This window comes from Blautia sp. RTP21359st1_E11_RTP21359_211015 (assembly GCF_040910705.1).
Taxonomy (GTDB): domain Bacteria; phylum Bacillota; class Clostridia; order Lachnospirales; family Lachnospiraceae; genus Blautia_A; species Blautia_A fusiformis.
Genome location: NZ_JBDGAB010000018.1, coordinates 30,874 through 44,203 on the forward strand (window position 1 = coordinate 30,874; position 13,330 = coordinate 44,203).

Sequence of the window (13,330 nt, forward strand, 5' to 3'; positions counted from 1 at the left end):
ATATTATGCGTTTTATGGCAAAATTTTATCAAATATGACTGGACGAAACAAAGGTTTTGTGAGAAAATAGCCATAGGGTGTTATCGAACTTTTTTTCTCAATAACATCGGTCAATCTATACTTGAAAGGAGTTTTAAAATGATTTATTCACGCGAAGTAGAAGAAATGTGTCCAGTGGCACAGGGCGTACATCATGGTGCCGCTCCGATCCCGGAAGAAGCAAAATGGGTTCAGGCAAAAGAAGTAAAGGATATCTCCGGATTTACACACGGTGTTGGCTGGTGTGCTCCGCAGCAGGGTGCTTGTAAGCTTTCCCTTAACGTTAAAGAGGGAATCATCCAGGAGGCACTTGTTGAGACAATCGGATGTTCAGGAATGACTCACTCTGCAGCTATGGCTTCTGAGATCCTTCCAGGACTTACCGTTATGGAGGCACTGAACACAGACCTTGTATGTGATGCAATCAATACAGCTATGAGAGAGCTTTTCCTTCAGATCGTTTACGGACGTTCCCAGTCTGCATTCTCCGAGGACGGACTTGCAGTAGGCGCTGGTCTTGAGGACCTTGGAAAAGGACTTCGTTCTCAGGTTGGTACAATGTATGGAACTCTGAAAAAAGGACCTCGTTACCTTGAGATGGCTGAGGGTTATGTTACAGGTATCGCTCTTGATGAGAACGATGAGATCATCGGATATCAGTTCGTAAGCCTTGGAAAAATGACTGACTTCATTAAGAAAGGTGATGACCCGAACACAGCATGGGAGAAAGCAAAAGGTCAGTACGGCCGTGTTGCAGATGCTGTTAAGATCATCGACCCAAGAAAAGAGTAATTACACTTCGTAAGGTAAAAATATCAGGAGGTTACAGGAAATGGCTTTATTTGAATCATATGAGAGACGAATTGACAAGATCAATTCTGTTTTAAACAGCTATGGAATCGCTTCTATCGAAGAAGCTGAGAAAATCACTAAAGACGCAGGACTGAACGTTTACGATCAGATCAAAGGCATTCAGCCGATCTGCTTCGAGAACGCTTGTTGGGCTTACACAGTAGGTGCAGCTATCGCGATCAAAAAAGGCTGCAGAAGAGCCGCTGACGCAGCAGCAGCTATCGGAGAAGGCCTTCAGGCTTTCTGTATCCCGGGATCCGTTGCAGACACACGTAAAGTAGGTCTTGGACATGGAAACCTTGGAAAGATGCTTCTTGAGGAAGAGACAGACTGCTTCTGCTTCCTTGCAGGACATGAGTCTTTCGCAGCAGCTGAGGGTGCGATCGGTATCGCAGAGAAAGCAAACAAGGTTCGTAAAAAACCTCTTCGTGTTATCCTGAACGGTCTTGGAAAAGATGCTGCTCAGATCATCTCCCGTATCAACGGCTTTACATATGTAGAGACAGAGTATGATCCATATAAGAACGAGGTTAAGGAAGTATTCCGTAAATCCTATTCTGAGGGACTTCGTGCAAAGGTTAACTGCTACGGCGCTAACAGCGTTCCGGAAGGTGTTGCGATCATGTGGAAAGAGGGCGTTGACGTTTCCATCACAGGAAACTCCACAAACCCGACTCGTTTCCAGCATCCGGTAGCAGGAACATACAAAAAAGAGTGCAACGAGAAAGGCAAAAAATACTTCTCCGTTGCTTCCGGCGGTGGTACAGGACGTACACTTCATCCGGACAACATGGCAGCAGGTCCTGCTTCCTACGGTATGACTGATACACTTGGACGTATGCATTCTGACGCTCAGTTCGCAGGATCTTCTTCCGTACCGGCTCACGTAGAGATGATGGGTCTTATCGGCGCTGGAAACAACCCGATGGTTGGTATGACAGTTGCTGTAGCTGTTTCCGTACAGGAAGCTGCTGACGCTGGCAAGTTCTAATAAAACCTTTTTAATTAAAGAGTCAACAAACCTTGAAAGTACCGTAGTTCCAAGGGCTGCGGTACTTTTCTTAATTTTGATCGTAAAAAAGAAGATGTAATTTGAGTCAGTGTGAGAAGTCTTGAAAATGGTAAGATAGGCAACAGGTAGGTAACAGAGCGAAGGAAACAAAAAGAAGAGCCGATCACAGCCCCTTTCATTGATTAAGAATTAACGATATCATCAATCTTCTTAAGTTCTTCATCTGAAAAATCAGTATGTCCGATTATCTTGATATTATCAAGAATCTGCTCAGGTTTTGAAGCTCCAATTAGGACACTTGTTACTTTATCATCTTTTAGAATCCAGCTAAGAGCCATCTCGGCAAGCGTCTGTCCTCTTTCCATAGCAATTTCGTTAAGTGCCTGAATCTGGGAAAGCTTTTCTGATGTAAGTGCAGTCTCATTAAGGAATCGTCCGTCAGTGGCAATTCTGCTATCAGCAGGGATACCATTGAGGTAGCGCTTCGTAAGAAGTCCCTGTGCGAGAGGAGAGAAAGCTATGATACCTTTTCCAAGCTCATAGGCAGTGTCCTTAAGCCCGTTATTCTCAATTGTTCTGTCAAAGATAGAATAACGGTTCTGGTTGATTACGAAAGGACATTTCAAATCGGTTAGGATTTCTGTAGCTTTTTTAAGTGTGGGACCATCATAATTTGAAAGACCTACATAAAGGGCTTTTCCACTTCGAACGATAGAGTCAAGAGCACCCATAGTCTCCTCAAGTGGTGTCTCAGGATCCATTCTGTGATGATAGAAGATATCGACATAATCAAGTCCAAGTCGCTTAAGACTCTGGTCCAGGCTTGCAATAAGGTACTTGCGGCTTCCCCAATTGCCATAAGGTCCTTCCCACATATCAAATCCGGCCTTTGTGCTGATGAGCATTTCATCTCGGTATGGATGAAGTTCTTCCCTGAAAAGCTTGCCGAAATTGCGTTCTGCACTGCCATAAGCAGGCCCATAATTATTGGCAAGGTCAAAATGAGTGATTCCATTGTCAAAAGAGGTAAAGCACATCTGCTTCATATTTTCGTAGATACTTGTATCACCAAAATTGTGCCAGAGTCCAAGTGAAACAACAGGCAGCTTCAAGCCACTTTTACCGCAGCGGTTGTAAACCATTGTGTCGTATCTTTTTTTGTCTGCAATGTACATGTGTATATACCTCCATGATTATATCTTTCTGCTACACTTAGGATATCATATTTTTTCTTCAATTGCATCCAGCTCTTCATTTCAGCCTCTGTTTTCGCTGTATGCGTTACTGTTCACACGATGTGCGACCAGAAACGCATCTCACCATTTTAAATCGCCTTTGGCGATGGGGCGAGATGCATTCAAGCCAAAACATGCATCCTCCGTGTCAATCAGCGAAGTGATTGACACGGGAGTGAACAGTAACCTGTATGCTACTGCAATTTCTCCAACAATTCCAGATGAAGTTTCTGCACCTTAATCTTTTGTTTTTGTATATTCACTCTTTGAGTGGACTTTCCTCCTTCGATTTTCTTTAAAGCTTTATGCTTCATAAACTCTTCTTTTATATAGTTTTTTCAAAACAACTATAGTAATATAGAGTTATCACAATCTTAGCTTTCTACTATTCAACGGTTCCTTTTCGCTATATCCAGTGGGGTGGGTAAAGATGACCCAATAAGTGAATGTAATTGAAGAAATTAAAAAAAGGACTATTTTTTATGAACAATATAAAAGAAAGAATAAAAATATTTTCAGGGGCGCAGCTTAAATACATTGCTTTTCTATCTATGCTTATCGATCACACAAACAAAGCGTTAATCTATCCGAATTTGGATGGAGGAGCATTGAATCGGTTGAGTGACTTTTTTGATATTTTAGGAAGAATCGCATTTCCAATATTCATCTTCCTTCTCGTGGAAGGCTATTTCCACACAAAAAATAAATGGAAGTATTTAATTACACTTCTTGTATTTGGAGTAATATCAGAAATTCCTTTTGATATGTGTACAACAGCTACATTTTTTGAAGCCAACTGGAACAATATTATGTTTACGTTAGCCTTGGTGCTTGCCATGATCTGGCTGATTGATGTACTCAAGGAAAAGATGGCAGCATTGCCGAAAGCTTTATGGTATTTCGTATCATTTCTCATTGTGGCAGTATTGTGCTTTGCTGCAATGAATCTGGGATTAGATTATGAACATCATGCGGTGCTGATTGGATATTTCTATTATATTTTTCATGACCGACAGGCACTTGCGATTCCATTTTCCTATCTTTCCATGTTCAAAGAACCATGGGCTTTGCTTGGATTTGGCCTGACACTTACTTATAATGGAGAACGTGGAAAACAGAATAAGTGGTTTAATTATCTTTTTTATCCAGTACATTTGCTGATTTTAGGAATTATAAGAATGTGTCTTAAGATTTGAATATGAAATTTTAAAAAGGAGTTTTCTTTTAAAATGAACGAAAAGTCCTCTTTTTGCGTAGATGACTGTTATTTCACAGCCCCTTTCTTTGTGTCTAAAGAAAAATAGAACAAATCAGTCTGAGAACGCATGAAAATTTATGCGTAGCTTACAGATAGCTTACACGTAGCTTACATTTTTGGGGAATTTGTGAAATATTTCTTGGAGAAATTCATAAAATAAATCAAAGCGGCAGAGGAGATACTGAGAATATTCATGGAAGCGCTTGTGAATTATATTAAACCGGAATTGCTGATCACAGCAATCGCTTTGTATTTTATGGGGATCGCACTGAAGGAGGCTCAGGCTGTGAAGGACAAATATATTCCGCTGATATTGGGGTGTGCAGGAATCCTTATATGCGGAATTTATGTTTTTGCTACCTGTTCCTGTAAAAATGCACAGGATATTGCAATGGCAGTATTTACATCCACGACACAGGGAGTCCTGGTGGCGGGGCTTTCTACATATGTGAACCAGCTGATCAAACAGCTGGAAAAAGATGAATAATGGATTTTGTAAGGTAGTTTCAGATACTTGCAGCAGCTGCAGGAATTTATGCGCCAGAAGAAAGCCGTTCAGAACAGGATGCAGGTAATTTGCGGAAATGCCATAATTGAGAGTAGGAGAAAATATATCATAAAAAGGAAGGATACATCATGCATGAGCAGATGTATCCTTCCTTTTTGAATTGGTTATTTATGCATTTTTCAGTGCCTGATCCAGATCTTTGATAATATCATCCACATTTTCGATACCAATGGAAAGACGGATCATTCCGGGAGAAACTCCTGCTTCAACCAGCTGCTCGTCGTTCATCTGACGGTGGGTATGGCTGGCTGGGTGAAGGACCATAGTGATGGAAGCAGCAACATGAGTTGCGATGGTGGCAAGCTTCAGACTGTCCATAAAACGGACTGCTGCATCACGGCCACCGGTCAGTTCAAAGGAGATAACGCCGCAGGTATGACCATCCTTCATATATTTCTGAGCCAGTGCGTGATATTTATCCTCCGGAAGTCCTGCGTAATTTACATGAGAAACCTTTTCGTGTGCGTTTAGGTATTCTGCAATCTTCTGGGCGTTGGAGCAATGGCGTTCAACACGCAGTGGAAGCGTTTCCAGGCCGAGGTTCAGAAGGAAGCAGTTCATCGGAGACGGAATAGAGCCCAGATCACGCATCAGCTGGGAAGTAGCCTTAGTGATGTAAGCTTTTTTTCCAAACTGCTTTGTATAGACAACACCGTGATAGGATTCATCCGGCTCTGTCAGACCGTGATATTTATGGCCATAGGCATCCCAGTCGAAGTTACCGCTGTCGACAATGGCGCCGCCTACCTGAACGGCATGTCCGTCCATATATTTGGTGGTGGAGTGGGTAACGATATCTGCACCCCACTCGAAGGGACGGCAGTTTACCGGTGTGGCAAAGGTGTTATCCACAATAAGAGGCACGCCGTTTTGGTGTGCAACGTGTGCAAATTTCTCGATATCAAGAACTACCAGAGCCGGATTGGCGATAGTTTCTGCAAAGAGAACCTTTGTGTTCGGTTTGAATGCGGCAGCGATCTCTTCTTCTGTTGCATCGGTATCAACAAAGGTGCAGTCAATGCCAAGCTTCTTGAAGGTGACGGCAAGAAGGTTGAAGGTTCCTCCGTAAATGGTAGAAGCGGCAACAACGTGATCGCCTGCCTCACAGATATTAAATACTGCGTAGAAGTTGGCTGCCTGTCCGGAAGAAGTCAGGATCGCAGCAACACCGCCTTCCAGATCTGCGATCTTTGCAGCTACGGCATCGTTGGTCGGGTTCTGGAGACGGGTGTAAAAATATCCGTCTGCCTTCAGATCAAATAACTGGCCCATTTCGTCAGTGGTGTCATATTTGTAAGTAGTGCTCTGATAGACAGGAAGTGCACAGGGCTCGCCCTTGGATGGGGTATAGCCGGAGTGGATACATTTAGTTTCTAAATTATAGTCGCTCATAGGGATAAGTCCTTTCTGCTGTGTTTTTCGTATGAATTTAACCGAATCAGGGAAGCCTGCCTGCGTTTCAGGGATTTCTGAGAGAAGCTTTGATCCTTAAAGTTCGGTTAAATAAAGTATGAAAAATGCATTTGTGTATTTTAAATAAAACTACATATAAGTATAACTCTTTATGTGTTGAAATACAATAATATTCTACATAAACTCTACTAGGGTATAAGGGAAATGAAATATTGCGTTCTTGTGCACATAATAAAACGCTATATGATCAACGTTTATAATAAGCATAGTAAGTCATTTTATAGATGCGAAAATGTGAGTGAATGCCGAAAAAATACTGTAAAATAAACAAAATATGTGAATGAAGTAACAAATGGTGAAAATCGCATAAAAACAAAATGGAAAATTTGTACAAAAAAGATATTGCGTTCACGTGCACAAAATGATAATATAACATCATCAAAAAGAACACAAAAACAGAAAACAATAAAAAATGAACGGAGGAATTTAAAATGTTAAGAGTAGGAGTTATCGGATGCGGCGGAATGGGAAGAGATCATATCAGAAGACTGACAGAGAAGATCCAGGGAGCAGAAGTAGTAGCTGTTTCCGATGTATTTGAGGAAAGTGCCAGGAAAGCAGCCGAGATCTGCGGAGCAAAAGTCTATGCAGACAGTAAGGAGCTCATCAATGCAGAGAACGTAGATGCAGTATTTATCGTATCTCCGGGCTTCGCACATGTAGATTCTCTTCTTCAGGCAATCGAGGCCGGTAAGAGGATTTTCTGTGAGAAACCATTATGTACAACTGCTGAGGACTGCCTGAAAGTAGTAAAGGCAGAGGAGGCAGCCGGCAAACATCTCATCCAGCTTGGATTTATGAGACGCTATGACAAGGGATATCAGCAGATCAAGGAAGCACTTGCAACCGGAGAATACGGCGAGCCGCTGATCCTTCACTGTACACACAGAAATCCGGAGGTAGGTACCAATTACAATACACCAATGGCTGTGCACGATACCGCAATCCATGAGATCGATGTCCTTCACTGGCTTGTAGATGATGAGTATGAATCAGCACAGGTAGTAATGCCAAAAGTGACGAAATATTCCCACTCTGAGCTGAAGGATCCGCAGATCATGATGCTCCGTACTAAAAAAGGTGTATGCATTGATGTAGAAGTATTTGTAAACTGCAAGTTTGGATATGACATCAACTGTGAAGTTGTATGTGAGGACGGTGCACTGAAAATGGCACAGCCGGCTTATCCGTCTATCCGCAAGAATGCGGCAGTGTCCACTGCTATTGACACAGACTGCTTCGTAAGATTTAAAGACGCTTATGATAAAGAGGTTCAGGACTGGGTTGATAACGCAGAGGCAGGAGTGATCACAGGACCGAATGCATGGGATGGATACCTGGCAGCGATCACAGCAGATGCTCTTGTAAAAGCGCAGGAAACCGGACAGATCGAGAAAATCGTTTCAGCAGTTGAGAAGCCGGAATTTTATAAATAAATATATTTTACGAGCTCCACCTCATCAAGTGTGAGTTATCATACCAACTTATTGCTACAGACTTCCCCAATGAGTCTGCGGCGGCAGTTACCGGCAGGATCCGATTCCGCTTCGGCTTTGTTGAAACTGCAGTGGAAAACCTGCCGGTGAGATTAACCGGAAAAATTGGCTGAAAAGTAAAAACATATGGAGGGTATTGAAGATGAAATTAGGATTTAATGAAGCAACTGCACTGGAATGTAAAGGACAGTCTCTTACGGCAGACCTGGAGATGTGCGAGAAATATGGTTTTGATTATATTGAGATCCGCTTTGACTGCGTAAAGGACTATCTTAAAGAGCATACACTGGAAGAACTTGCAGACTGGTTTAAGAATCATCATCTGAAACCATGGGCATATAACACTCTGATCTTCTTTAACCAGAGAGATGAGGCAGGGGAAAAAGAGATTGACGAAGAAGTTGATTTTATCCTGAAGGTTTCCAAAGCGATTGGAATGAAAATGCTGATCACCGTTCCAAGCTTTGATGTAAAAGACAAATCTGTCAGTGAAATCAAAGAAGAAGCAGTTGCACGTCTTCGTTATCTTTCCGATAAGGTTGGCGCGGATATGAAGATCTCCTTGGAGTTCTGTGGTGCACCGAACTGCTCCATCAACCAGTTTGGAACAGCCTATGATGTGGTAAAAGCAGTAGACAGAGATAATGTAGGTGTTACCGTTGATACCTTCCATTTCCATGAGATGTGCTCCCGCCTTGAGGATCTGAGAGCTGCTGATGGCAAGAAGATTTTTGCATACCATTTAAATGACTGTGAGGATCTTCCGCTTGGCTCCTGCGGAGACGACAAGAGACTGTGGCCGGGTGAGGGTGTTGTAGATCATGCAGGAATCGCAGCTGCACTGAAGGAGATTGGTTTTGATGGCGTTTGCACCATCGAAGAGTTCCGTCCGGAGTACTATGCAATGAGCCATGAGGACAACGTGAAAAAGGCTGCGGAAGTTACCAGAGACTTTGTGCAGAAATATTTCGGATAATTCATTCAGAAAGGTCCGACCTTAAACCGATAGGAGGTAGATACTATGGCTGGTAAGGGAATCCCTGAATTGTTGAATTACAAGCAGAAGGGGAAAGACTTGAATGAATTCATCAAGGTTCCGTTGTCGGAAAAGCTGGCATACTGTTTTGGTGATCCGGCACTGACCTTGATGTATACCATGACTACAACTCTGCTGATCTATTTTTATACCAACGTTGTTGGAATATCAGCAGGTGCGGTAGGAATGATCATGCTTTTGTCCCGTGTTTTTGATGGATTTTCCGATGTGCTGATGGGAACTATTATCGACCGGACTCATTCCAAGTATGGAAAAGCCAGGATCTGGATCTTAAGACTTGCGGTTCCTTATGCGCTGGCAGCGGTGCTTTTGTTCACCATGCCGCCAATGGGAAATATGGGAAAGATCATCTATGCTTTTGTTACCTATAATATCATGAATACGGTTGTATACACTGCTATCAGCCAGCCATTCCATGCACTGGGATCTCTGATGAGCCGTGACCGTCGTGAACGTGATGTGATCTGTAACATCCGCATGGTATTGTCGATCACAGCAAGTATGATCATTACTGCGTTCACACTGCCGCTGATCAATATCGTAGCGAATATTACCGGCAATCAGCAGATGGCCTGGATCCTGGTAACTGCCGGCTATGCGATCATTTCTGTCGGTGTACTTGTGAATACTTATATGGTCTGTACAGAGCGTGTTTCTGCAGCAAAACAGGAAAAGGAAGATATTCCTTTTGTGGAAGCATTTAAAGCAACCGTTACCAACCGGTATTTCCTTATCGCTCTGGGGCTGATGATCTTTTATACCGCATATCAGATCATTATCGGAACGGACCTTACCTATTACTGCCAGTATGTACTCGGAAATGTAGACCTCGTCATGCCTCTTTCCGCAGCTGAGAAACTGGCAACTGTGGCAGGAATTGCCCTTTTGCCGAAGGTGCTTCCCCGCTATGGAAAAAGAAATCTCATCTGTGTCGGCTGCATCCTGGGCGTTGCAGGACAGCTTCTGTTCCTGATGAATATTACCAGTGTTTCGCTTGGTGTTGTAACCTGTATCATGAGAGGTATCGGAATCGCCCCATTCTATGGTGTGCAGTATTCTCTTCCAAGCGATGCTATTGAGTATGGCCAGTGGAAAACAGGCAAGCGTGTGGAGGGTCTGATGTTCTCATCTATGAGCATGGGTCAGAAAGCCGGTTCCGGACTGACTTCTGCTATTATGGGAGGAATTCTTTCGGCGGCATACTTTGACGGAACAAAGGCGACAGCGGCAGAGCAGTCTGCAGAGGCAATCCGCGTGATCAAGGGATTTTATCTGTATGTTCCGATAGCGATCTGGGTAGTGATGTTTGTGATCGCAGCATGCTACCAGCTGGACAAAGTTTATGACAAAATGATGCGTGAACTGATCCAGAGAGAATCGGGAGAGGAAAGCGTCTCTGTGCCGGGCGAGATCCAGGCCATGCCGTTACCGGAAGCTTCCGGAAACCGGATCAACGTGGCAATTGGAAGACTGTATGGCAGCAGTGGAAGAAAGATTGCCGAGGGTGTTGCAAAAGCACTGGACTGCAAGGTTTATGATCGCCAGATCATCTGTCTTATGGCAGAAAAGTTCGGTATGGAAAAAGCAGATCTGGAAAGTGTAAGGCAGTATCTGGATTCCTACAATTATGAGGATTCTGAGCTTACATTTTCCCCGTATGGACATTCATCGGCAGGTGCGGCAGCAGATTATACAGGTGTTCAGATGTTTGAGGTGCAGAGCCGGATCATCCGTGAGCTTTCTGAGAGAAGACCAGGTGTATTCCTGGGAAGATGTGCCAACTATGTGCTTCGTGGAGAGCCGCATACATACAGCTTTTTCGTTTATGCAGATGATGCTTACCGGGAAAAAGAGGGCCAGGAATATTATAAAGGCCAGTCTCTTGGAGAACTGAAGAAACGTGATCAGATCCGAAATGAATACTATGAGAAGTTTACCGGAATCCGCAGAGACGATCCCCATTATTACGATATGGTGATCAATGTATCCAAAACAGGTGTAGCCGGAGCGGCCAGCCTGATTCTGGATTATATCCGGAATAAAGAAGAGGAAAAAGGAGGGAATGCATCATGAAGATCGCATTTGACGTAGATGTTCTTGCGAAACAGATGGATATCAACCGTATGGTCCATCAGGTGGCGGACTGGGGATATAAATATATTGAACAGTCTCCGCATCCGAGAATCAATCCGTTCTATAAGCATCCGTTGTTTTCAAAAGAATGTGAACAGGAATACAGACAGGCTCTTAAAGAGACTGGCGTTGAGATTTCGTCCTTTATCGTGGTGTATCGCTGGTCTGGTCCGACGGAGGAACAGAGACAGTTTGCAGTTGCAAACTGGAAACGGATGATCCAGATCGCCGGAGATATGGGAGTGAAGGTTATCAATACAGAGCTTTCGGGTGATCCGAACCAGCAGGAGATCTGCAATGGAATGTGGTTTAGATCCATGGAGGAATTGCTTCCGCTGATCGAGCGTGAGGGTATCCGTGTGGAGATCCAGTCTCATCCTTATGATTTCTGTGAGCTGAATAATGAGACCTGTGATATGGTGAAATCCTTCCGTTCTCCAAATCTTGGTTATGTGTATTCTTCTCCTCACGGCTTCTTCTACGATGAGGGCAAAGGAGATGTGCGGTCCATGCTGAAATATGCGGGAGATGAACTGACCCATGTACTTTTTGCGGATACCTTTAACCAGACCATGGACTGCAGATACATTTTAAATCCGCCGTGGCTGAATGGCCGTGGAAAAGCGGATGTGACGGTGCATCAGCATCTTGCAATGGGTGAGGGTGATGTGGATTTTGATGGTATTTTTGAAACATTGAGAGAAATGGATTTTGCCAGCAAGCAGCTGAAACCGGATGCACCGAAAGCCGGCGGCGATAACATTGCCTGCGTTTCCATGTTTGGTTTTCCGGAAAAGATGGATAAGCAGGCCCCGGAAGCAAGAGAGCGGATTGAGAGAGAACTGCTGGGGAAATGATCGGGTGATCGCGGCAGATCAGAAAGAAAACTGTAATAAATGAGCAGCTGACAGTACGCAGAACGGTGAATAAGACTGATAAAATAATGAATGTGTGCAGAAACACGGTTTCCAGGATGAAAGTTTCATTGTGGAAACCGTGTTTTTTGATGTCTTTCTTTACAAAAAAAACTTTACATATATCAAACAACTGTCTTGTCACATGTAAAGGACTGTGGTATTATGTGTAAGATGTTTTGAAAAAAGTTACATGATAATAAAAAGCAGATCAGAAGTATCTGCATAATAAAGACTAGTACAGCGAAAATTAAGTTTCTGCTATATTGACGCAGCAGATGAAAAATCAGACAAGTCAATATGGCGGTTACTTAATATTCGCTGTACTAGAAAGCAAAAGCAGGAATTCAAAAAAGAAATCCTGCAGGAAAGGTGAAAGATAATGACAGTTGCAGAAGAAATCCAGAAATTAAAAAAAGAAAAAGATGCCATCATCCTTGCACACTACTACGTGCGTCCCGAAGTGCAGGATGTTGCTGACTATATAGGAGATTCCTTTTATCTCAGCAAGATCGCAGCCAGCGCGAAAGAGAAGACGATCGTGTTCTGTGGAGTAGGATTTATGGGAGAGAGCGCCAAGATCTTAAGTCCGGATAAAATTGTTCTGATGCCTGCCATGGATGCAGACTGTCCGATGGCTCATATGGCAACAGAAGAAGGCATCCGCAAGGTGCGAGAGGAATATGACGATGTGGCAGTTGTCTGTTACATTAATTCCACAGCAACATTGAAGGAGCTTTCTGATGTATGTGTTACTTCCGCAAATGCAGTAAAGATCGTAAAAGCGCTTCCGAACAAAAACATCTTTTTTATCCCGGACAGAAATCTTGCACATTTTATTGCAGAACAGGTTCCTGAGAAGAACTTTATTTATAACGAAGGTTTCTGTATTGTCCATGAATTTATGAATCCGGAAGAAGTAAAAGCAGCAAAAGAAGCGCACCCGGATGCACTGGTTCTGGCACATCCGGAATGTCCTCAGACAGTTCTGAAACAGGCTGATTACATCGGAAGCACATCCGGAATCATTAAATATGCACAGGAAAGTGACAATAAAGAGTTTATCATCTGCACAGAATGTGGCGTTCAGTACAAGCTGGAAACTACCTGCCCGGATAAAAAATTCTACTTCACAGAAACCGTACCGGTTTGCAAAAACATGAAAAAAGTATTTCTGGAAAAAGTTCTCCACGTTCTGAAAACCGGGGAGAATGAGGTTCATGTAACAGACGAGACACGTGAAAACGCGAAGAGACCGCTGGAGCGGATGCTGGAACTGGCAAAATAAATAAA

The 13,330-nt window shown here is 43.3% G+C and carries 11 protein-coding genes; 9 read left to right on the forward strand and 2 right to left on the reverse strand.

Annotated features, from left to right (window positions below; genetic code table 11):
* Window positions 1–138: 138 nt before the first annotated feature.
* A complete protein-coding gene (locus AB5026_RS08445; RefSeq protein WP_015525726.1) occupies window positions 139–831 on the forward strand; it encodes an iron-sulfur cluster assembly scaffold protein in 693 nt (230 codons plus the stop codon).
* A gap of 40 nt (window positions 832–871) precedes the next feature.
* Window positions 872–1,882 (forward strand): GGGtGRT protein, encoded by a 1,011-nt coding sequence (locus AB5026_RS08450; protein ID WP_015525727.1) that lies wholly within the window; start codon window positions 872–874, stop codon window positions 1,880–1,882.
* Window positions 1,883–2,085: 203 nt separating this feature from the next.
* Here AB5026_RS08450 and AB5026_RS08455 read toward each other — a convergent pair whose 3' ends face one another.
* The gene (locus tag AB5026_RS08455; RefSeq protein ID WP_092069272.1) at window positions 2,086–3,078 is read right to left on the reverse strand and encodes an aldo/keto reductase; all 993 of its coding nucleotides are present in this window, start codon (window positions 3,076–3,078) and stop codon (window positions 2,086–2,088) included.
* 542 nt (window positions 3,079–3,620) lie between these two features.
* On the opposite strand from AB5026_RS08455, the gene AB5026_RS08460 reads away from it, so the two are divergent.
* Entirely contained in the window at window positions 3,621–4,334 is a 714-nt protein-coding gene (locus AB5026_RS08460; RefSeq protein ID WP_021885873.1) for a TraX family protein, read from the forward strand.
* Between the two features lie 255 nt (window positions 4,335–4,589).
* Complete coding sequence (locus AB5026_RS08465) at window positions 4,590–4,883, forward strand: phage holin family protein (RefSeq protein ID WP_092069275.1); 294 nt, start codon at window positions 4,590–4,592, stop codon at window positions 4,881–4,883.
* A 189-nt stretch (window positions 4,884–5,072) separates the two neighbouring features.
* Here AB5026_RS08465 and AB5026_RS08470 read toward each other — a convergent pair whose 3' ends face one another.
* Window positions 5,073–6,356 carry an O-acetylhomoserine aminocarboxypropyltransferase/cysteine synthase family protein gene (locus tag AB5026_RS08470; RefSeq protein WP_173739922.1) on the reverse strand — a complete coding sequence of 428 codons (1,284 nt, stop codon included), beginning with the start codon at window positions 6,354–6,356 and terminating at the stop codon, window positions 5,073–5,075.
* Between the two features lie 512 nt (window positions 6,357–6,868).
* Between AB5026_RS08470 and AB5026_RS08475 the strand changes: the two genes are divergently transcribed.
* The 5 genes from AB5026_RS08475 to nadA all read left to right on the forward strand — a co-directional run bounded on the left by AB5026_RS08475 (window position 6,869) and on the right by nadA (window position 13,325).
* Window positions 6,869–7,873 carry a Gfo/Idh/MocA family protein gene (locus AB5026_RS08475; RefSeq protein WP_015525730.1) on the forward strand — a complete coding sequence of 335 codons (1,005 nt, stop codon included), beginning with the start codon at window positions 6,869–6,871 and terminating at the stop codon, window positions 7,871–7,873.
* Between the two features lie 202 nt (window positions 7,874–8,075).
* Window positions 8,076–8,909, forward strand: coding sequence for a sugar phosphate isomerase/epimerase (locus AB5026_RS08480; protein WP_173722613.1), 834 nt, complete (start codon window positions 8,076–8,078; stop codon window positions 8,907–8,909).
* A gap of 45 nt (window positions 8,910–8,954) precedes the next feature.
* Window positions 8,955–11,063: a cytidylate kinase family protein gene (locus AB5026_RS08485; RefSeq protein WP_114001428.1), complete on the forward strand. Its 2,109-nt coding sequence runs from the start codon at window positions 8,955–8,957 to the stop codon at window positions 11,061–11,063.
* Window positions 11,060–11,980 carry a sugar phosphate isomerase/epimerase family protein gene (locus AB5026_RS08490; protein ID WP_015525733.1) on the forward strand — a complete coding sequence of 307 codons (921 nt, stop codon included), beginning with the start codon at window positions 11,060–11,062 and terminating at the stop codon, window positions 11,978–11,980. The genes AB5026_RS08485 and AB5026_RS08490 overlap by 4 nt, the downstream gene beginning before the upstream one ends.
* Window positions 11,981–12,419: 439 nt before the next feature.
* Window positions 12,420–13,325 (forward strand): quinolinate synthase NadA, encoded by a 906-nt coding sequence (gene nadA / locus AB5026_RS08495; RefSeq protein WP_161209440.1) that lies wholly within the window; start codon window positions 12,420–12,422, stop codon window positions 13,323–13,325.
* Window positions 13,326–13,330: the final 5 nt, after the last annotated feature.